This is a genomic window from Paenibacillus aestuarii, assembly GCF_027789125.1.
GTDB classification, from domain to species: Bacteria; Bacillota; Bacilli; order Paenibacillales; family NBRC-103111; genus Paenibacillus_E; species Paenibacillus_E aestuarii.
In genome coordinates this window covers 23006-44132 of record NZ_JAQFVF010000049.1, presented here as the reverse complement: position 1 = coordinate 44132, position 21127 = coordinate 23006, and the positions used below count along the sequence as shown (strand labels likewise).

Annotated in this window: 22 protein-coding genes and 1 other annotated feature; all 22 genes read left to right on the top strand. The window is 46.5% G+C overall.

Translation table 11 applies throughout. The features are described from left to right. Positions 1 to 45 precede the first annotated feature (45 nt). The 22 genes from rlmB to rplW all read left to right on the top strand — a co-directional run bounded on the left by rlmB (position 46) and on the right by rplW (position 21125). Entirely contained in the window at positions 46 to 786 is a 741-nt protein-coding gene (gene rlmB, locus O9139_RS20795) for a 23S rRNA (guanosine(2251)-2'-O)-methyltransferase RlmB (protein WP_270881373.1), read from the top strand. 4 nt (positions 787 to 790) lie between these two features. Beyond that, positions 791 to 1303, top strand: coding sequence for an NYN domain-containing protein (locus O9139_RS20790; RefSeq protein WP_270881372.1), 513 nt, complete (start codon positions 791 to 793; stop codon positions 1301 to 1303). Positions 1304 to 1422: 119 nt separating this feature from the next. Further along, positions 1423 to 2067 (top strand): RNA polymerase sporulation sigma factor SigH, encoded by a 645-nt coding sequence (gene sigH / locus O9139_RS20785; protein ID WP_270881371.1) that lies wholly within the window; start codon positions 1423 to 1425, stop codon positions 2065 to 2067. A gap of 253 nt (positions 2068 to 2320) precedes the next feature. Further along, a complete protein-coding gene (rpmG, locus tag O9139_RS20780; RefSeq protein WP_134756045.1) occupies positions 2321 to 2470 on the top strand; it encodes a 50S ribosomal protein L33 in 150 nt (49 codons plus the stop codon). A gap of 19 nt (positions 2471 to 2489) precedes the next feature. Beyond that, positions 2490 to 2702 carry a preprotein translocase subunit SecE gene (gene secE / locus O9139_RS20775; RefSeq protein ID WP_270881370.1) on the top strand — a complete coding sequence of 71 codons (213 nt, stop codon included), beginning with the start codon at positions 2490 to 2492 and terminating at the stop codon, positions 2700 to 2702. A 25-nt stretch (positions 2703 to 2727) separates the two neighbouring features. After that, positions 2728 to 3261 (top strand): transcription termination/antitermination protein NusG, encoded by a 534-nt coding sequence (gene nusG / locus O9139_RS20770; RefSeq protein ID WP_188178396.1) that lies wholly within the window; start codon positions 2728 to 2730, stop codon positions 3259 to 3261. A gap of 108 nt (positions 3262 to 3369) precedes the next feature. After that, positions 3370 to 3795 carry a 50S ribosomal protein L11 gene (gene rplK / locus O9139_RS20765; RefSeq protein ID WP_126144112.1) on the top strand — a complete coding sequence of 142 codons (426 nt, stop codon included), beginning with the start codon at positions 3370 to 3372 and terminating at the stop codon, positions 3793 to 3795. A 115-nt stretch (positions 3796 to 3910) separates the two neighbouring features. Continuing rightward, the gene (gene rplA / locus O9139_RS20760) at positions 3911 to 4603 is read left to right on the top strand and encodes a 50S ribosomal protein L1 (protein WP_270881369.1); all 693 of its coding nucleotides are present in this window, start codon (positions 3911 to 3913) and stop codon (positions 4601 to 4603) included. A gap of 54 nt (positions 4604 to 4657) precedes the next feature. After that, positions 4658 to 4812: a sequence feature (ribosomal protein L10 leader region), on the top strand. A 72-nt stretch (positions 4813 to 4884) separates the two neighbouring features. Further along, the gene (gene rplJ / locus O9139_RS20755) at positions 4885 to 5394 is read left to right on the top strand and encodes a 50S ribosomal protein L10 (protein ID WP_270881368.1); all 510 of its coding nucleotides are present in this window, start codon (positions 4885 to 4887) and stop codon (positions 5392 to 5394) included. A 45-nt stretch (positions 5395 to 5439) separates the two neighbouring features. After that, a complete protein-coding gene (rplL, locus tag O9139_RS20750) occupies positions 5440 to 5802 on the top strand; it encodes a 50S ribosomal protein L7/L12 (RefSeq protein ID WP_235120077.1) in 363 nt (120 codons plus the stop codon). Between the two features lie 126 nt (positions 5803 to 5928). Beyond that, positions 5929 to 6528 carry a class I SAM-dependent methyltransferase gene (locus O9139_RS20745; RefSeq protein ID WP_270881367.1) on the top strand — a complete coding sequence of 200 codons (600 nt, stop codon included), beginning with the start codon at positions 5929 to 5931 and terminating at the stop codon, positions 6526 to 6528. Between the two features lie 354 nt (positions 6529 to 6882). After that, positions 6883 to 10419, top strand: a complete 3537-nt coding sequence (gene rpoB, locus O9139_RS20740; protein ID WP_270881366.1) for a DNA-directed RNA polymerase subunit beta — start codon at positions 6883 to 6885, stop codon at positions 10417 to 10419. Between the two features lie 70 nt (positions 10420 to 10489). Further along, complete coding sequence (rpoC, locus tag O9139_RS20735) at positions 10490 to 14110, top strand: DNA-directed RNA polymerase subunit beta' (RefSeq protein WP_270881365.1); 3621 nt, start codon at positions 10490 to 10492, stop codon at positions 14108 to 14110. Positions 14111 to 14288: 178 nt separating this feature from the next. After that, complete coding sequence (locus O9139_RS20730; protein WP_270881364.1) at positions 14289 to 14540, top strand: ribosomal L7Ae/L30e/S12e/Gadd45 family protein; 252 nt, start codon at positions 14289 to 14291, stop codon at positions 14538 to 14540. Positions 14541 to 14698: 158 nt separating this feature from the next. Continuing rightward, a complete protein-coding gene (gene rpsL / locus O9139_RS20725) occupies positions 14699 to 15118 on the top strand; it encodes a 30S ribosomal protein S12 (protein ID WP_028552020.1) in 420 nt (139 codons plus the stop codon). Between the two features lie 44 nt (positions 15119 to 15162). After that, positions 15163 to 15633, top strand: a complete 471-nt coding sequence (rpsG, locus tag O9139_RS20720; RefSeq protein ID WP_270881363.1) for a 30S ribosomal protein S7 — start codon at positions 15163 to 15165, stop codon at positions 15631 to 15633. 38 nt (positions 15634 to 15671) lie between these two features. Beyond that, complete coding sequence (gene fusA, locus O9139_RS20715) at positions 15672 to 17747, top strand: elongation factor G (RefSeq protein WP_270881362.1); 2076 nt, start codon at positions 15672 to 15674, stop codon at positions 17745 to 17747. Positions 17748 to 17786: 39 nt separating this feature from the next. Further along, on the top strand, positions 17787 to 18977 hold the full coding sequence (tuf, locus tag O9139_RS20710) for an elongation factor Tu (protein WP_270881361.1): 1191 nt from the start codon (positions 17787 to 17789) through the stop codon (positions 18975 to 18977). Positions 18978 to 19216: 239 nt separating this feature from the next. Next, positions 19217 to 19525, top strand: a complete 309-nt coding sequence (gene rpsJ, locus O9139_RS20705; protein WP_028557496.1) for a 30S ribosomal protein S10 — start codon at positions 19217 to 19219, stop codon at positions 19523 to 19525. A 45-nt stretch (positions 19526 to 19570) separates the two neighbouring features. Further along, the gene (gene rplC, locus O9139_RS20700; protein WP_270881360.1) at positions 19571 to 20194 is read left to right on the top strand and encodes a 50S ribosomal protein L3; all 624 of its coding nucleotides are present in this window, start codon (positions 19571 to 19573) and stop codon (positions 20192 to 20194) included. A 17-nt stretch (positions 20195 to 20211) separates the two neighbouring features. Next, on the top strand, positions 20212 to 20838 hold the full coding sequence (gene rplD / locus O9139_RS20695; RefSeq protein WP_270881359.1) for a 50S ribosomal protein L4: 627 nt from the start codon (positions 20212 to 20214) through the stop codon (positions 20836 to 20838). After that, positions 20835 to 21125: a 50S ribosomal protein L23 gene (gene rplW / locus O9139_RS20690; RefSeq protein WP_188178383.1), complete on the top strand. Its 291-nt coding sequence runs from the start codon at positions 20835 to 20837 to the stop codon at positions 21123 to 21125. The genes rplD and rplW overlap by 4 nt, the downstream gene beginning before the upstream one ends. Positions 21126 to 21127: the final 2 nt, after the last annotated feature.

The window sequence follows — 21127 nt, the reverse complement described above, 5'->3', positions numbered from 1 at the left end:
ACAAGTCAGTTTTGCCTCAGGGCAAAATATGAAGGAGAGAGTGGAATGGCAGAAGAATATATCGGCGGAAAGCACTCCGTTCTGGAGGCGCTACGCTCCGGCCGAACGATCAATAAAATTTGGATCGCCGAAAATGCACAGAAGCAATTCGCCGGACCGATTGTCGCGGAAGCTAAAAATCACGGCATCATCGTGCAGTTCACGGACAAGCGCAAGTTGGATCAGATGGCCGAAGGCCTGGTGCATCAAGGCGTTGTGGCGCAAGTCGCCGCGTATGAGTACGTCGAAATCGAAGATATTTTGGCCAAAGCGAAAGCAAAAGGCGAGGAGCCTTTCATCCTTATTTTGGATGAGATTGAAGATCCGCATAATTTGGGCTCCATCCTGCGGACAGCCGACTGCACAGGGGTGCATGGCGTTATTATACCCAAACGCCGCTCGGTTGGACTCACGGCTACAGTTTCCAAAACTTCAGCAGGAGCCGTTGAGTATGTACCGGTAGCCCGCGTGACGAATATTGCCCAAACGATTGAGCAATTGAAAGAAGAGGGCGTATGGATTGCGGGGACGGACGTTTCCGGAGCGCAGGACGTGTACAAAGCCAACTTTAAAATTCCGATTGCCTTGGTAATTGGCAATGAAGGCAAAGGGGTTGGCCGCCTGATCAAAGAGAAGTGCGACTTTCTGGTGAAGCTGCCGATGTCAGGCCAAATCAACTCACTGAACGCGTCGGTTGCCGCGGGAGTTCTTATGTATGAAGTGGTCAGACAACGATTATTGAGCTGATGGCATGGAAGAGTTCTTGATTGTAGACGGTTATAATATCATAGGCGCTTGGCCTCAGCTCAGCAAGCTGAAGGATACTGACCTGGAACAGGCAAGGGACAAGCTGATCCATATGTTAGCCGAGTATCAATCCTTCTCCGGCATGAAAGTATATCTGGTATTCGATGCCTATATGGTGCCGGGTCTTGGCAAGAAGTATGTGCAGAGCAAGCTCAGTGTTTTATACACCAAGGAGAAGGAGACCGCGGATGAGCTCATTGAGCGTCTGGTCACCAATCTGATGGGTCGGCGCAGGGAAATCTATGTGGCTACTTCCGATATGATCGAGCAGCATGTCATCTTTGGCAAAGGGGCTCTCCGCCTGCCGGCCGGGGAGCTTCTCGTCAAGATCAATCAGAGCCGCAAAGAGGTCAGGCAGCGGATCCAGCCGGAAACGTCAACGAAACGAAATCCTTTGGACGGCAAGTTGAACGACAACATGAAAGAACTCTTCGAGCGGTGGCGCAGAGGCGAGTGAATATACTCCAAATGCTAGAAATGGCGCGGTTCCCCGTTGACGATGAAAGAATTCATACTGTATACTTAACCTATCCTTAGAGAGAAATTGGGTAGTCCTGCAGGCCGGAGGGATTGTTGGTGAGTGTCGACCTCAAAGAACTGAGAATGTACGATTATGACTTAAAGCCAGATGAAGACATAGTCGAAGCAGTCCGTGAAGGCAGTAGTGAAGCGCTGGAATACCTCATCAATAAATATAAGAACTTTGTACGTGCGAAGGCGCGTTCTTATTTTTTGATCGGCGCAGATCGGGAAGACATTGTGCAGGAGGGCATGATAGGTTTATATAAATCGATTCGTGACTTCCGAGGAGACAAGTTAGCCTCTTTCAAAGCTTTTGCTGAACTGTGCATTACCAGGCAGATCATCACGGCCATTAAGACGGCGACTCGGCAGAAGCACATTCCTCTAAATTCCTACGTTTCATTGGACAAGCCTATTTACGATGAAGATTCCGATCGTACGCTGCTTGATGTGATAAGCGGCTCCCGGGTCACGGATCCGGAAGAACTGATTATTAATCAAGAAGAGTTTACAGGTCTCGAGGATAAGATGGGCGAAATACTTAGCGACCTGGAACGCAGAGTGCTCATGCTCTATCTCGATGGCAGGTCTTATCAAGAGATTGCCGTAGACCTTGATCGTCATGTCAAGTCGATTGATAATGCACTACAACGCGTGAAGCGCAAGCTCGAACGTTATTTAGAAGTTAGAGATTTATAGCTTGTACATTGAAATCACCCGCGGCGCGGGTGCTTTTCTTTTTGCTTACGTTTAACAAAGCCCAGTGTCGTCTATAATGATGATACTCTTGCAATCTTGTCTCTATGCATAGAATGACGGCAAGTGAGATACTTCTTCCTTGACACCCCGATGTGGATTGTGATAAAGTATTTCAGGTAGCCCTGAAAGTCGCTTTCTTTTTGATGCGCTTAGAAGGGCTTTAATTAGAAAGTGTCTGTAGGAGGTGTACATCATGCGGGTAATCATCACATTAGCGTGCACAAATTGCAAACAAAGAAACTATGCATCCACTAAAAATAAGCGCAACAATCCCGACCGTATTGAGTTGAAGAAATATTGCAGATTCTGCAATGAACATACTGCTCATCGCGAGACTAGGTAGTTCTTTGGAGGTGTAGTTTGTGGCGTTCTTGGCTAGAATGAAACAAAGCTTCGGATCCACGTTTTCCTTCTTCACCGACAGCTGGTCAGAACTTAAGAAGGTCAAGTGGCCAAGTCGCAAAGAAATGATTACCTACACGCTCGTCGTTATTGGTACGGTAGCTTTTGTTGCTATTTATTTCTTTGTATTGGACTTTGGTATCTCAAGTTTGCTGCGCCTTGTTTTTAAATAAACAGGACTATAGGTGAATTTATTTTATGGAAAAAAGATGGTACGTCGTACATACCTATTCGGGGTATGAAAACAAAGTAAAAGCCAACCTTGAGAAACGCGTTGAATCTATGGAAATGCAGGACAAGATCTTCCGTGTGCTCGTGCCGATGGAAGAGGAACTGGTAAACAAAGACGGTAAGAAAAAGACCGTTATGCGTAAAGTTTACCCGGGTTATGTTCTTGTGGAAATGATTCAAACGGACGACTCTTGGTACGTTGTACGAAACACGCCGGGAGTTACAGGATTTGTAGGATCTACGGGTTCTGGCTCTAAACCGACTGCACTTCTGCCTGAGGAAGTGGAAGCCATCCTGAAGCATATGGGTATGGAAGAGCCGAAGGCGAAGATCGACTTCGAACTCAAAGAAACCGTACGCGTCAAGGTGGGTCCTTTTGCAAACTTTGTGGGCTCGGTCGAAGAGATCGTAGCGGACAAAGGGAAGCTGAAGGTACACGTCAATATGTTTGGTAGAGAAACCCCGCTTGAGTTGGATTTCAACCAAGTGGAGAAGCTATAAAACGAGACAACCAAGGGTTTCTACCAGGTCTATTCCTCGGGATAGACCTTCGTTAGTGGGAGGGTTTGCGCCTAACCGACTGATAACTAGTGCAAGGAGGTGTACAACATGGCAAAAAAGGTTATTAAAATCGTGAAGCTGCAAGTTCAAGCTGCGAAAGCAAATCCAGCACCACCAATTGGTCCGGCCTTGGGTCAAGCAGGTGTGAACATCATGGCTTTCTGTAAAGAGTTTAACGCTCGTACTGCTGATCAAGCTGGTTTGATTATCCCAGTTGAAATCACTGTATTCGAAGACCGTTCCTTTACATTCATCACTAAAACGCCTCCGGCTGCAGTTCTTCTTCGCGTCGTTGCTGGTATCGAAAAAGGATCCGGTGAACCGAACAAAAAGAAAGTTGCAACTGTGAAGCGCGCGAAAGTTCGCGAAATCGCTGAACAAAAAATGCCTGACCTGAATGCTGCATCCGTTGAGGCTGCTATGCGTATGGTTGAGGGTACTGCTCGCAGCATGGGTATCGTCATCGAAGACTAATTCCGTAAGGAATGCGACGCCGTAAACGCTAGTTTATGAACCAGGCTTTCCCGGAAAGCTTGCAGGTCGCTCGGTGGGAGGATAATCCGCTAATACCACTAAGGAGGATTTTATAATGCCTAAACACGGTAAAAAATACCGCGAAGTTGCTCAGCTTGTAAATGCTGAAACTTTGTACGATCCGTCAGAAGCAATCGAGCTTGTTAAAAAGACAGCTCCTGCGAAATTTGATGAAACTGTAGATGTTGCAGTTCGTCTGGGTGTAGACCCAAGAAAACAAGACCAAGCTGTTCGTGGTGTCGTTGTACTTCCACACGGTACTGGTAAAACTAAGCGTGTCCTTGTATTTGCTAAAGGTGAGAAAGCGAAAGAAGCGGAAGCTGCTGGCGCGGACTTTGTTGGCGATCAAGACATGATCAACAAAATTCAACAAGGTTGGTTCGAGTTCGACGTTTGCGTAGCGACTCCTGACATGATGAGTGAAGTTGGTAAACTGGGCCGTATTCTCGGGGGTAAAGGTTTGATGCCAAACCCTAAAGCAGGCACAGTTACATTCGACGTAACGAAAGCTGTTCAAGAGATCAAAGCTGGTAAAATCGAATACCGCCTTGATAAAGCAGGTCAAATCCATGCTCCGCTTGGTAAAGTATCCTTCGAAGCTGACAAGTTGCAAGAAAACTTCAAAGCTTTGGTTGATGCGCTTCTTAGAGCGAAGCCTGCAGCTGCTAAAGGTGTATACCTGAAAAGCATCGCAGTATCTTCCACTATGGGACCTAGCGTACGTGTAAACCTGCAATCCTTCAGATAAGAAAAACCATCCAGTTGACTTCGGTCGCTGGTCATGATAATCTATCTAAGGTCTTAAAAGTGAATATGCAAACCGTAGACAGTAGGTGCTGATAAGCTTAATTTCCTACCGAGGTGTTATGATATATATTGCGATTCTTTTGTACGTCAAGAGAAAAGTGAACACATCATGCCTTCGTAGCGTCTACGAAGGCATTTCTTATTTGTAAAGATGAGAAATGCTGATGCTCCTACTGTTTGCGAAATCGAAGATACAAAATGCAAAAGAAGTGAGGTGTACCTATGGCAAACGCGAATACTATTGCAGTGAAAGAACAAGCTGTCGCTGAAGTTACAGAGAAGCTTAAATCTAGCTCCTGCACAATCGTAGCTGACTACCGCGGTTTGAACGTAGCTCAAGTAACTCAGTTGCGTAAATCCCTGCGCGAAGCTGGCATCGAATTTACAGTTCTGAAAAATACATTGGCAAGACGCGCAACAGCTAATGCTGAGCTGACTGATTTGGATGAGTACTTGACTGGTCCAACAGCTATTGCTTTCAGTAAAGATGATGTTGTGTCCCCTGCTAAAATTTTGACGGAATTTGCGAAAAAGAACGATAAATTGAGCGTGAAGGCTGGCGTGGTTGAAGGCCGCGTAGTTGGATACGATCAAATTAAAGCTCTTGCGGACCTGCCTTCCAAAGAAGGTTTGCTCTCCATGTTGCTTAGCGTTCTTCAAGCTCCTGTTCGTAACTTTGCACTTGCTGTTAAAGCAGTTGCTGAGAAAAAAGAAGCTGAAGGTCAGGCTTAATTTCGAATTAAAACTAAATTTATTAATGATAACGGAGGTTTAACCATGAGCAACGCACAAATCTTGGAAGCCATCAAAGGCATGACTATTTTGGAACTGAACGACCTGGTTAAAGCAATTGAAGAAGAATTCGGCGTAACTGCAGCAGCTCCAGTAGCTGTAGTAGCAGGTGGCGCAGCAGCAGTTGAAGAAGCACAAACTGAGTTCGACGTAATCTTGACTAACGCAGGTGCTTCCAAAATCAACGTTATTAAAGTAGTTCGCGAAATCACAGGTCTTGGCCTGAAAGAAGCGAAAGACTTGGTAGACGGCGCTCCTAAGCCAATCAAAGAAAAAGTTGGCCAAGAAGAAGCAGAAGCTGTAAAAGCAAAACTTACAGAAGCAGGCGCAACTGTAGAAGTGAAGTAATTTCTTTCTATAAAGAGAACCTCTTGAAGCTTGACTTCAAGAGGTTTTTTTACCGCATAGGAAAGTCTGGCGAATATGCGGGTTTCGGAGATTTTCCTATCGGTAGAAGATGAGGAGGAAAAGTACGTGTCCGAACATTATTACACACAACGCCCCACGGTTCAGCGTGATCTTCATACGATGAAGGAGATGCTGCGCGGCCGCGAGCTCGTCTTTACTACGGACGCGGGGGTATTTTCAAAAAAAGGTGTAGATTACGGAAGTAAGCATTTGATTGAAACGATGGAGTTTGACAATCAGGCCAGAGTGCTTGATGTCGGCTGTGGGTACGGGCCTATTGGGTTGAGTGCCGCGTTGATGTGTCCACAAGGACATGTCACTATGGTGGATATAAATGAACGAGCCATTGAACTTGCCAAAGAAAATGCAAAACGCAATGGCATCGCCAATGTAACGATTGTCCAAAGCGATCTGCTGGAGAAGGTGCAAGGCGAGCGGTTTGATGTGGTCTTGACCAACCCGCCGATTCGCGCGGGCAAGGAAGTGGTGCACCGTATTTTCACCGATGCTTATGATTGCTTGGTTGAAGGCGGTTCGATCTGGGTCGTAATCCAGAAGAAGCAAGGTTCTCCTTCTGCAATGGCAAAGTTGGAACAGGTGTATGGAGAAGTAATTGAAGTCTCGAAAGATAAAGGATACCGGATTCTAAAAGCGACAAAAAGGTAATGACTTATTTTCGAGGGAATTTGTTTGACTTGACATTTCGTTTGTGGTATCATTAAAAAATGTCAGTATTAAGATGGGACACATGTCTTTAGTTAACAAAAATGTCAAGTCTTTTTTTCGTCCGAGATGCATAAAATTTTAAACTGTAACGTATAATGTTTGAATTTTAGGCAACTCTAACAGGATGAGAAGAAATTAATGGAAAAGTCTTGTCGAACATCAGAGAAAAACCTCCATCCATACAGTCGCTTGATTCGGACGGGCTCCAATATAGGAGGCGTCCTGAGTGTACGTCGGTAGAAGTTTTTCTTCTTTCTTTTTATTTATTGAGTAGACTTGAGGGGTGAATGAAAGTTGGCGGGACATCTTGTTCAATTTGGACGACGTAAACGCAGGACTTATGCACGTATTAATGAGGTGCTGGGCATTCCAAACCTGATTGAAATCCAGCAAAAATCGTATGAGTGGTTTTTGGAAGAGGGACTTAGAGAGATGTTTCAGGATATCTCCCCGATTCAGGATTTCACAGGCAACCTGGTGCTTGAATTTATTGACTACAGCTTAGGAGAGCCTAAGTATTCAGTTGATGAATCCAAAGAACGCGACGTAACCTATGCGGCGCCGTTAAGAGTCAAAGTCCGTTTGATTAATAAGGAAACTGGTGAAGTCAAGGAACAAGAAGTGTTCATGGGTGATTTCCCGATCATGACGGAAACAGGGACTTTTATCATCAACGGTGCGGAGCGTGTAATCGTCTCCCAGCTCGTTCGTTCACCCAGTGTTTATTATAGCACCAAAGTGGATAAAAACGGCAAAAAAACTTACACAGCTACGGTTATTCCTAACCGTGGAGCTTGGCTGGAGCTTGAGACGGATGCAAAGGATATTATCTATGTGCGTATCGACCGCACACGTAAAATCCCTGTTACCGTTCTGCTTCGCTCTCTAGGTTTCGGGACAGACGCTGAGATCCTGGATTTGCTTGGCGATGATGAATACATTCGTAATACGCTGGATAAAGACAACACGGATTCTACGGAAAAAGCGTTGATCGAAATCTACGAGCGTCTTCGTCCGGGTGAGCCGCCTACGCTTGATAATGCGCGGAGCTTGCTTGTTGCGCGTTTCTTTGATCCAAAGCGTTATGACCTGGCGAACGTAGGTCGTTATAAAATCAATAAAAAGCTTCACATCAAAAATAGATTGTTTAATCATCGTCTGGCTGAAACTTTGGTGGATGCGGAGACGGGAGAAATTATCGCTGAGGCTGGTCAGTTGTTGGATCGCCGTACGTTGGATGAGATCCTTCCTTTCATTGAGAAGGGCGCTGGCTTCAAAGAGTTCTCCATTCCTAATGGCGTAACAGAAGCGGACAGTATTCCTGTGCAATGCATTAATGTCTATTCGCCGAATGAAGATGGCAAAGTTGTGAAGGTGATTTCGAACGGAGTTATTGATAAATCCGTGAAGAATATTACGCCTGCCGATATCATCTCGTCCATTAACTATTTCATTAACTTGCTGCACGGCATTGGCAACACGGATGACATTGACCACTTGGGTAACCGTCGTCTGCGTTCTGTTGGTGAATTGCTGCAGAACCAATTCCGTATCGGTTTGTCCCGTATGGAACGTGTAGTGCGTGAGCGGATGTCCATTCAAGATGCGAATGTCATTACACCGCAAGCTTTGATCAACATTCGTCCTGTAATCGCATCAATCAAAGAGTTCTTCGGAAGCTCCCAGCTCTCGCAATTTATGGACCAAACGAATCCGCTTGCCGAATTGACGCATAAACGCCGTCTATCCGCACTCGGACCGGGCGGTTTGACGCGTGAGCGCGCGGGCATGGAAGTTCGTGACGTGCATCACTCTCACTATGGTCGTATGTGTCCGATTGAAACTCCAGAGGGTCCGAACATCGGTTTGATCAACTCGTTGTCGACATTTGCTCGTATCAATGAGTATGGCTTCATCGAGGCGCCATATCGTTGGGTAGATCCGAAGACGAGTCAAGTAACGGAGCAAATCGTATATATGACTGCGGACGAAGAGGATAACTACGTTATCGCTCAAGCGAACGCTGAATTGACGGAAGACAATAAATTCGTTGAAGAAGCGATTATTGTTCGTTACAAGGATGACAACTTAACGCTTCCGGTTGAGCGTGTCGACTACATGGACGTTTCGCCTAAGCAAGTCGTGTCCGTAGCGACGGCGCTTATTCCGTTCTTGGAAAACGATGACTCCAACCGCGCCCTCATGGGATCCAACATGCAGCGTCAAGCGGTTCCTCTCTTGATCCCTAAAGCTCCGCTTGTAGGTACGGGAATGGAGCATAAGGTTGCTAAGGACTCGGGAGTATGTATTGTCTCCAAATTCGATGGAATTATTGAAAAGGCCGCTGCTAATGAAATCTGGTTGCGCCGCCAGGAAATGGTGGACGGCAAGCTCGTTAACGGCAATCTCGTTAAATATAAATTGCATAAGTTCATGCGCTCTAACCAAGGTACGTGCATTAACCAGCGTCCAATTGTGAAAAAAGGACAGATCGTCAAAGTTGGCGATATTCTGGCTGATGGCCCTTCGACAGAGCAAGGCGAATTGGCCTTGGGCCGCAACGTCGTCGTCGCCTTCATGACGTGGGAAGGCTACAACTACGAGGATGCGATTCTCCTGAGCCAAAAACTGGTGAAAGAAGATGTGTACACATCCATTCACATCGAGGAATATGAGTCCGAAGCGCGTGATACGAAGCTTGGACCGGAAGAAATCACACGCGACATCCCGAACGTAGGGGAAGACGCGTTGAAAAATCTCGACGAGCGCGGCATCATCCGTGTCGGTGCCGAGATCGGCGCTGGCGATATCCTCGTCGGAAAAGTTACACCTAAAGGTGTGACAGAGCTGACGGCTGAAGAAAGATTGCTGCATGCGATCTTCGGTGAGAAGGCGCGTGAAGTTCGTGACACTTCCCTCCGTGTACCGCATGGTACGGACGGTATTGTCGTTGACGTTAAAGTGTTTACCCGTGAGAACGGCGATGAGCTGCCTCCAGGTGTAAATCAATTGGTTCGTGTCTATATCGCGCAAAAACGGAAAATTTCCGAAGGCGATAAAATGGCCGGACGTCACGGTAACAAAGGGGTCGTGGCCCGTATTCTTCCTGAAGAAGATATGCCGTTCATGCCGGATGGTACGCCGGTTGAGGTCGTCTTGAACCCGCTGGGGGTTCCATCGCGGATGAACATCGGTCAGGTACTCGAGGTTCACTTGGGTATGGCATCCAGATTCCTGGGTATTCACGCTGCAACGCCGGTGTTTGACGGTGCGCGCGAGTATGACGTTTTCGACACGATGGAAGAAGCTGGTATGCAGCGCAACGGTAAGACGATGCTGTACGACGGACGTACAGGTGAGTCGTTCGAACGTGAAGTTACTGTCGGCGTCATGTACATGATCAAATTGGCGCACATGGTTGACGATAAAATCCATGCCCGTTCCACAGGCCCTTACTCGCTTGTTACACAGCAGCCGCTGGGTGGTAAAGCACAGTTCGGTGGTCAGCGTTTCGGGGAGATGGAGGTATGGGCGCTTGAAGCATACGGAGCCGCTTATACATTGCAAGAAATTCTTACCGTGAAGTCCGATGACGTTGTGGGTCGTGTGAAAACATATGAATCCATCGTTAAAGGCGAGAATGTTCCAGAACCTGGTGTTCCTGAGTCGTTCAAAGTTTTGATCAAAGAGCTTCAAAGCTTGGGTATGGATGTTAAGATCCTTTCCGGCAACGAAGAAGAGATCGAAATGAAGGAAATGGATGACGAGGATGAAGTCACCAGCGATAAATTGAACCTGAATTTAGAAGGATCCGAATTAGGGGTCGAATAATCTTTTTCGCAATAGATCGAGCACGATTCACTGCATAGCAAGGTTTAAATTCTTAAAGGAGGGTTGCTCCTTGATGGACGTTAACAACTTCGAGTTTATGAAAATCGGCTTGGCATCGCCCGATAAAATTCGCTCTTGGTCCCGTGGGGAAGTAAAGAAGCTGGAAACAATTAACTACAGAACTTTAAAACCTGAGAAAGAAGGTCTTTTCTGTGAAAAGATCTTCGGACCTACGAAAGATTGGGAATGTCATTGCGGAAAATACAAGCGCGTCCGTTATAAAGGCGTTGTTTGTGACCGCTGCGGCGTAGAAGTAACCCGTCAAAAGGTGCGTCGTGAACGCATGGGTCACATTGAGCTTGCCGCTCCTGTGTCTCACATCTGGTATTTCAAAGGGATTCCAAGCCGCATGGGCTTGGCCCTGGATATGTCTCCAAGATCTTTGGAGGAAATCATTTATTTTGCTTCCTACGTTGTAACGGATCCAGGGGATACACCTCTTGAGAAGAAACAACTGTTGTCGGAAAAAGAATACCGTAGTTACCGTGAGAAGTACGGCTATGCGTTCCAAGCGGGTATGGGTGCAGAAGCAGTGAAAAAGCTGCTGATGGACATCGATATCGACCGTGAAGTAGAGACGCTGAAAGAAGAGCTGAAAACTGCTCAAGGTCAGCGCCGCAACCGTGCGATCAAACGTTTGGAAGTTATGGAAGCATTCCGTAACTCCAAAAACTTGCCTGGTTGGATGGTTCTGGATGTACTTCCTGTCATCCCGCCTGAGCTTCGCCCGATGGTTCAGCTCGACGGTGGTCGCTTTGCGACTTCCGACTTGAACGATCTGTATCGCCGTGTTATTAACCGTAACAACCGTCTCAAAAGATTGCTCGACCTGGGCGCTCCGGACATCATCGTGCAAAACGAGAAGCGGATGCTGCAGGAAGCCGTTGACGCTTTGATCGACAACGGTCGCCGCGGTCGTCCGGTAACGGGACCTGGTAACCGTCCTTTGAAATCCCTCAGCCATATGCTGAAGGGTAAACAAGGCCGTTTCCGTCAAAACCTGCTCGGTAAACGTGTTGACTACTCCGGTCGTTCGGTTATCGTCGTAGGTCCTAACCTGAAGATGTACCAATGTGGTCTCCCGAAGGAAATGGCGTTGGAATTGTTTAAGCCTTTCGTGATGAAAGAGCTCGTAAATAAAGGTTTGGCCCACAACATCAAGAGTGCGAAGCGCAAAGTTGAACGCGTAAGCCCGGATGTATGGGATGTACTGGAAGAAGTTATTAAGGAGCACCCAGTTCTATTGAACCGTGCCCCTACGCTGCACAGACTCGGGATTCAGGCGTTCGAGCCGATTCTCGTTGAAGGTCGCGCCATCAAGCTGCATCCGCTCGTATGTACAGCGTACAACGCTGACTTTGACGGTGACCAAATGGCCGTTCACGTTCCGTTGTCATCCGAAGCGCAAGCAGAAGCACGCGTGCTGATGCTGGCTTCCGGTAACATTTTGAACCCGAAAGACGGTAAGCCGGTTGTTACGCCTTCACAGGACATGGTCTTGGGAAGTTTCTACTTAACAACGGACAACAAGTACGCCAAAGGTGCAGGTTCGATTATCAGAACCATCCATGAGGCTGTATCTTCCTATCAATCGGGCAAAATGGCGCTTCACGCCAGAGTTGCGATTCCTGCTAGAGCTTTGAACAAAACGAGCTTCACGGATGAGCAGCAAAATGCGATGTTGATTACAACAATTGGGAAAATTATTTTCAACGAAATCTTCCCTAGCGATTTCCCATTCATCAATGAACCGACCAAAACAAACTTGTTAACCGGTATTCCGGACTCTCACTTTGTATTCGAGAAGGGCGCTGATCTTAAAGCGATTATGCTTGAGCGCAATGAGAACAAAGCGGTAGGTAAAGAGTACTTGGGCTCGATCATTGCTGAGTGCTTCCGCAAATACCATACAACGCAAACTTCGATGATTCTTGATAAAATCAAGGAACTCGGCTTCACTTACTCGACTAAAGCTGGTATTACCGTTGCCGTATCCGACGTTGTCGTTCCAACTGAAAAAGAAGGAATTCTCAAAGAGTGTGAAGAGAAAGTACGCGTTGTTACGAACCAATACCGCCGTGGTTTGATTACTGATGAAGAACGTTATGACCGTGTTATTGCCATCTGGAGTAAAGCGAAAGACGAAATCACGGAAATCCTGATGAAGTCCCTCGACAAGTACAACTCGATCAACATGATGGTTGAGTCCAAAGCACGGGGTAACAAATCGCAGATTACTCAGCTTGGCGGTATGCGGGGTCTGATGGCTAACCCATCCGGTAAAATCATGGAGTTGCCGATTAAGTCGAACTTCCGTGAAGGTCTGACGATCTTGGAATACTTTATTTCCACGCACGGTGCCCGTAAAGGTCTTGCCGATACGGCGCTGCGTACAGCGGACTCGGGTTACTTGACTCGTCGTCTGGTTGACGTTGCACAAGACGTTATTGTCCGTGATGAAGATTGCGGTACGGATAAAGGCTTCACTGTAAGCAAAATTCAAGACGGTAAAGAGGTTATTGAGGATCTCTACGACCGTATTGAAGGCCGCTACGCATTCGAGACACTTCGTCACCCACAAACAGGTGAAGTGATCGTTCAACGCAATGAATTGATTGAGTCCGGTATTGCAGATGCGATCATAGAAGCTGGCATTGAAAAACTTCAAATCCGTTCAGTATTGAGCTGCCGTTCCCGTCATGGCGTATGTAAAAAATGCTACGGCCGTAACTTGGCGACAGGTCAATTCGTCGAAATCGGGGAAGCTGTCGGTATTATCGCCGCTCAATCCATCGGTGAGCCAGGAACGCAGCTGACGATGCGTACGTTCCATACCGGTGGTGTTGCCGGAGACGATATCACACAAGGTTTGCCGCGTATTCAAGAGCTTTTCGAAGCGCGTAATCCTAAGGGTCAAGCGATCATCTCTGAGATCGATGGCGTGATCAAAGAAATCCGCGAAGCTAAGGATCGTCGTGAAATCGAAGTCCAAGGTGAAGCGGAATCCAAAGTGTATGCAGTTCCTTACGGCTCTCGTGTTCGTGTCACAGCCAACCAGCACATTGAAGCTGGTGATGAGTTGACAGACGGATCGATTGACCCGAAAGACATGCTGCGTATTAAAGGTATCCGCGGCGTGCAGAACTACATTCTGCAAGAAGTACAGCGCGTATACCGTAACCAAGGGGTAGAAATCAACGATAAGCATATCGAAGTTATGGTCCGCCAGATGCTTCGCAAAATCCGTATCGTTGATGCCGGGGATACAACGCTGCTTCCAGGTTCCTTCGTAGACATTCATGAATACGAAGAAGCTAACAAAGTGGCCCTGTTCGCAGGCAACGAGCCAGCTGTCGCTAGACCGATCTTGCTCGGTATTACGAAGGCCTCCTTGGAGACCGATTCCTTCTTGTCCGCGGCATCTTTCCAAGAGACCACTCGTGTCTTGACGGATGCAGCTATTAAGGGTAAAGTCGACCAATTGCTCGGTCTCAAAGAGAACGTTATTATCGGTAAGCTGATTCCAGCTGGTACGGGTATGCCGCGCTACCGGAATATCCGCATTACGGATCCTAACGAAGTTCTTGTGGCAGATGAAGACATGCAAAAAGAAACAGTTGCTGTTGAGTAGTTTATAATTGCAAGGATACGGGAAAGCCACCAGAGATGGTATGCTTTCCCGTTCACTTGTCAATTATGAAGAAACGATGAATGTAGAACTATATTCTTGACACGCTAATTTCAAAATGCTAATATATCGTAGTGTGCCTAAGTTACTATCTTTTCCTGCGCTTTGGAGGATGAGCTTTATGTCTTATGATAAAGTCAAACAGGCAAAGAACGTATCTGTTGGCGCGAAGAAAGCGACAAAGACGGTTGAACAAGGTAAGGCAATCGAAGTTTTTGTTGCCAAAGATGCAGATCCGCGATTGACGATAAAGCTGGTAAGCCTCTGTAAGAAGATGGAAGTGCCGGTAACCTATGTGGATTCTATGAAGATGCTAGGTAAAGCGTGTGGTATTGAAGTTGGAGCTGCGGTAGCAGCTGTTGTAAATGAATAAGATCAAAAGTGTTTTTGTTAACGGAAATGATTCGTAGGTTTACATAAACCTTGCATCGGATTCTTGGCAAAGACTTTTCATTTGCTCATTTACGACTCGCCTGGATCTGTGGGCTTGAAACACAATAAGATTTATACATGTAGGGAGGAGGTGGCGATATGCCAACAATTAACCAACTAGTACGTAAAGGTCGTCAAGCTAAGGTGGATAAGTCTAAATCCCCGGCTTTGCAAAAAGGTTTTAACGCTTTGAAAAGAGAGGCAACGGATTTGAGCGCTCCTCAAAAACGTGGTGTCTGCACTCGTGTGGGTACAATGACTCCTAAGAAGCCTAACTCCGCACTTCGTAAATATGCCCGTGTTCGTTTGACGAACCGTGTAGAGGTGACAGCTTACATTCCTGGTATCGGTCACAACCTGCAAGAACACAGCGTTGTATTGATCCGTGGAGGTAGGGTAAAAGACCTTCCAGGGGTACGTTACCACATCGTTCGTGGTGCTCTGGATACTTCCGGTGTTAACAACCGTAAGCAAGCTCGTTCCAAGTACGGTACTAAGCGTCCTAAAGTTAAAAAATAAGACTTCCCAAATAGGGATGATCCTTTCGAGAAAGGGGGATAACTATGCCTCGTAAAGGTCCAGTTACTCGCAGAGACGTATTGCCAGATCCGATTTACAATAGCAAACTTGTTACTCGTCTTATCAATCGTATCATGATTGATGGGAAAAGAGGGGTGGCTCAGTCCATCTTATACAACGCTTTTAACCTCGTGAAAGATCGTACAGGTAAAGAGCCGATGGAAGTGTTCGAAGCAGCGATTAAAAACATCATGCCGGTATTGGAAGTTAAAGCTCGCCGCGTAGGCGGAGCGAACTACCAAGTTCCGATTGAAGTTAAGCCTGAGCGCCGCACAACATTGGGTCTTCGTTGGTTGGTTAACTATTCCCGTCTTCGCGGTGAGAAGACGATGGAAGAAAGACTGGCTTTCGAAATCATCGATGCTAGCAACAACACAGGTTCTTCCGTTAAGAAACGTGAAGATACTCACAAAATGGCTGAAGCGAACAAAGCGTTTGCTCACTATCGTTGGTAGAATCTTGATTCACATATTGAAAGGAGAAATAACGACCTATGGCTAGAGAGTTCTCCTTAAAGAATACGCGTAATATCGGGATTATGGCGCATATTGATGCGGGTAAAACTACAACTACAGAGCGCATTCTGTACTACACTGGTAAAGTTCACAAAATCGGAGAGGTGCACGAAGGTGCGGCTACGATGGACTGGATGGAACAAGAACAAGAGCGCGGGATTACAATTACTTCCGCCGCTACGACTGCGCAATGGAATGGTCACCGCATCAATATCATCGATACCCCGGGGCACGTTGACTTTACCGTTGAGGTAGAGCGTTCCCTTCGCGTGTTGGATGGAGCAGTTGGCGTATTTAGTGCGAAAGAAGGCGTTGAGCCTCAATCCGAGACAGTTTGGAGACAAGCTGATAAGTACCACGTACCTCGGATCGCTTACGTAAACAAAATGGACATCATTGGCGCAGATTTCTTGGGCGTAGTTGATTCCATGCGTCAAAAACTGGGTGCAAATGCAGTTGCTATTCAACTTCCAATCGGTGCTGAGAACGAGTTCAAAGGTATCATTGACTTGGTTGAACAAGTAGCGTATATGTACAAAGACGATCTTGGTAAGGATATCGAGAAAGTGGAAATTCCTGCTGAGTTCAAAGATAAAGTAGAAGAACTGCGATTGGAACTTGTCGAGAAAGTTGCTGAGCTTGATGAAGAGCTTACAATGAAATATCTCGAAGGTGAAGAACTGACAGTTGCTGAAATTAAAGCAGCGCTTCGCAAAGGTGTTTGCGACGTTAAGATCTTCCCAGTAATCGTAGGTTCCTCCTACCGTAACAAAGGTGTTCAATTGATGTTGGATGCGGTTATTGATTACCTGCCAGCTCCAATTGATGTGCCTGACATCAAAGGTGTGCTTGACGATGGTACTGAAGTGGTTCGTAAGTCTGCTGACGATCAACCGTTCGCAGCTCTTGCTTTCAAAATCATGACAGATCCTTTCGTTGGTCGTCTGACTTTCTTCCGCGTTTACTCCGGTGTCTTGAGCTCGGGTTCCTACGTGCTTAACGCTACCAAAGGCAAACGTGAGCGCGTTGGTCGTATTCTGCAAATGCATGCGAACAGCCGTCAAGAAATCAGCGATGTATACTCTGGTGATATCGCAGCAGCTGTTGGTCTGAAAGATACAACAACTGGGGATACACTTTGTGATGAGAAGAATCCAGTTATCCTTGAGTCCATGAACTTCCCTGAACCGGTTATTCAGCTTGCTGTTGAACCGAAGACGAAAGCGGACCAAGATAAAATGGGTATCGCATTGCAAAAACTTGCTGAAGAAGATCCGACTTTCCGTGCTCATACAGACGAAGAGACAGGTCAAACGATCATCGCGGGTATGGGTGAGCTTCACCTTGAGATCCTCGTTGACCGTATGCTTCGTGAGTTCAAAGTAGAAACGAATGTCGGTAAACCGCAAGTTGCTTATCGTGAAACATTCCGTGCAGCAGCTAAAGTTGAAGGTAAATTCGTTCGCCAATCCGGTGGCCGTGGTCAATACGGACATTGTTGGGTGGAGTTCGAACCTCAAGAAGCTGGTACTGGTTTCGTCTTCGAAAGCAAAATCGTGGGTGGATCTATTCCTAGAGAATACATCGCTCCGATTCAAGCGGGTATCGAAGAGTCTATGAAGAACGGGGTTATCGCAGGATTCCCACTCGTAGACATCAAAGCTACAGTTGTCGACGGTTCCTACCACGATGTTGACTCCAACGAAATGGCGTTCAAAATCGCAGGTTCCATGGCGCTTAAAGCGGCAAAAGACAAATGTAAGCCGGTTCTTCTTGAGCCAATCATGAAAGTGGAAGTTACTGTACCTGAAGAGTACATGGGCGATGTTATGGGTGACCTTAACTCCCGTCGTGGACGCATCGAAGGTATGGATAACCGTCACGGAGCACAAATCATCCGCGCTAAAGTGCCTTTGTCCGAAATGTTTGGATACTCCACAACACTTCGTTCCAGAACACAAGGCCGTGGTGTTTACTCCATGGAAATTTCCCACTATGAAGAAGTTCCTAAATCCATTGCAGAAGAAATTATTGCAAAGGGCAAAGGCGCTTAATAATAAACTAATAGTCACTCTAAGGAGGATTCGTTTAAAATGGCAAAGGCTAAATTTGAACGTACAAAACCGCATGTTAACATCGGTACTATCGGTCACGTTGACCATGGTAAAACAACTCTGACTGCTGCTATCACAACAGTATTGTCCAAGCGTTATGGCGGTGCTGCAGTAGCATTCGACCAAATCGATAAAGCTCCAGAAGAGCGCGAGCGCGGTATCACAATCTCCACAGCTCACGTTGAGTACGAAACTCCTAACCGTCACTACGCACACGTAGACTGCCCAGGTCACGCTGACTATGTTAAAAACATGATCACTGGTGCTGCGCAAATGGACGGAGCGATCCTGGTAGTATCCGCAGCTGACGGTCCTATGCCACAAACTCGTGAGCACATCTTGCTCTCCCGTCAAGTAGGCGTACCTTACATCGTTGTATTCTTGAACAAATGCGACATGGTTGAAGACGAAGAGTTGCTTGAACTGGTTGAGATGGAAGTTCGCGACCTTCTTAACGAGTACGAGTTCCCAGGCGATGATACTCCAATCATCCGCGGCGCAGCTCGTGAAGCTCTTCAAAACCCAGACGGTCCTTGGGCTGACAAAATCGTTGAGTTGTTCGAGCAAGTTGATACTTACATCCCAACTCCAGAGCGCGACACTGACAAGCCTTTCCTTATGCCAGTTGAGGACGTGTTCTCCATCACTGGTCGTGGTACAGTTGCTACAGGCCGTGTTGAGCGTGGTACTGTTAAAGTACAAGACGAAGTTGAAATCGTTGGTATCGCTGAAGAAACTCGCAAATGCATCGTAACAGGCGTAGAGATGTTCCGCAAATTGCTTGACTCCGCTCAAGCAGGCGACAACATCGGTGCTCTTCTTCGTGGTGTAGACCGTAAAGATATCGAGCGTGGCCAAGTTCTTGCTAAAGTAGGTTCCGTTAAACCTCACACGAACTTTTCCGCTCAAATCTACGTTCTGACTAAAGAAGAGGGTGGCCGTCACAAGCCTTTCTTCACAGGCTACCGTCCACAATTCTACTTCCGTACAACTGACGTAACTGGTATCATCAGCCTTCCAGAAGGTACTGAGATGGTTATGCCTGGTGATAACATCACAGTAACAGTTGAATTGATCAACCCAATCGCTATCGAAGAAGGTACTCGCTTCGCGATTCGCGAAGGCGGACGTACTGTTGGTGCGGGTGCGGTTGCTGCAATCTCCAAGTAATCCCTTTTATATAGAAGAACACTCGTCGTTTTTGCGGCGAGTGTTTTTTTTGTACTTTAGCCTAAAGATTCGCTTGCAATTGCCTATAATATTTTATATAATATAAAACGTTGGTCTGAGACGTTGCGATGATGTGAGAGGTTGCCGACACACCCGGATCCTTTGCCATGGTGAAGGCGTTGGAGAATTTTCACGGAGTATGTCCGATACTAAATTGGGCGATAGAAGGAGGGACTTATATGGCAAAGCAAAAAATTCGTATCCGTTTGAAAGCTTATGATCACAGAATCATCGATCAATCAGCTGAGAAAATCGTGGAAACTGCCAAGCGTTCCGGTGCAGGTGTATCCGGTCCGATTCCGCTTCCAACTGAGAAGCAAATCATCACGATTCTTCGTGCGGTGCACAAGTACAAGGATTCGCGTGAGCAATTCGAAATGCGTACGCATAAGCGTCTTATCGATATTGTGAATCCTACACCACAAACAGTTGATGCTTTGATGCGACTAGACTTACCGTCTGGTGTAGACATCGAGATCAAACTGTAAAACAACTATAGAATATACGTTTAAGAAGGAAAAGAGGTGTCAACGATGAAAGGTATCTTAGGAAAAAAACTTGGGATGACACAAGTGTTTACTGCTGAAGGTAACGTAGTTCCTGTAACTGTTATTCAAGCCGGTCCTTGTGTGGTTCTTCAAAAGAAAGATGTGGATAACGACGGTTATGAGTCGATCCAAATCGGTTTTGACGATGTTAAAGCAAGCCGTATCATCAAGCCAGAGCTTGGCCATGCGAAAAAAGCAGGGACAACACCTAAGCGCTACGTTAAAGAAATCCGCGGCGTTCAGATGGCTGAGTACGAAGTTGGCCAAGAGTTGAAGGCTGATCTGTTCGCAGAGGGCGAATTCGTTGACGTAACAGGTACTTCTAAGGGTAAAGGTTTCCAAGGTAACATCAAAAGACATAACCAATCCCGCGGACCAATGGCTCACGGTTCCCGTTACCACAGAGGTCCAGGTTCCATGGGTTCCATTCAAGCGAACCGCGTACCTAAAGGCAAAAACTTGCCAGGACACATGGGTGACCAAACTGTAACATTGCAAAACCTGCAAATCATTAAAGTGGACGCTGAGCGTAACGTATTGCTTGTTAAAGGTTCCATTCCTGGTCCTACAAACAGCTACGTAAGCGTGAAATCCGCTGTTAAAAAGTAAGAAAGGAGGAATAACTGATGCCAAAAGTAGCTTTATATAACGTAACAGGCGCACAAGTAGGTGAAGTTGAACTGTCTGATGCAGTGTTCGGAATCGAACCTCACGTACATGCAATCCATGAAATGGTATTGCTTCAACAAGCTGCAGTTCGTCAAGGTACTCACAAAACTAAAGGTCGTTCTGAAGTTCGCGGCGGCGGACGTAAACCTTGGAAACAAAAAGGTACAGGACGTGCTCGTCAAGGTAGTATCCGTGCTCCACAATGGAAAGGCGGCGGTACAGTATTTGGACCGACACCTCGCAGCTACGGCTACAAATTGCCAAGAAAAGTTCGTCGTTTGGCGATTAAATCCGCTTTGTCTTCGAAAGTTATCGATAACGAATTGATCGTATTGGATCAACTTCAATTGAACGCTCCTAAGACAAAAGAATTCGCAGCAATTTTGAACAACCTGAAAGTTGAAAGAAAAGCACTTGTAGTTGGTTTGGATACTGACTCCAACGCAGCTCTTTCCGCTCGTAACATCCCAGGTGTGAAATTCATCGCTGCTGATGGACTCAATGTTCTGGATGTCATGCTGTATGACAAACTGATCATTACGAAAGACGCTGTACAGAAAGTAGAGGAGGTGCTTGCACAATGAAAAATCCACGCGACATTATCAAGCGCCCGATCATCACTGAGCGTACAAGCGACCTGATGGCTAACAAGAAGTACGTTTTCGAAGTCGATCTTCGCGCTAACAAAACGGAAATCAAACAAGCTATCGAAGCAATCTTTAAAGTGAAAGTTACAAATGTAAACACACTTAGAATGCCTGCTAAGCCTAAACGCTACGGCCGTCACTTTGGCTACACTTCCGAGTGGAAAAAAGCAATTGTGTCCCTGAGTGCAGAAAGCAAAGAATTGGAATTCTTTGAGTCCGTATAATA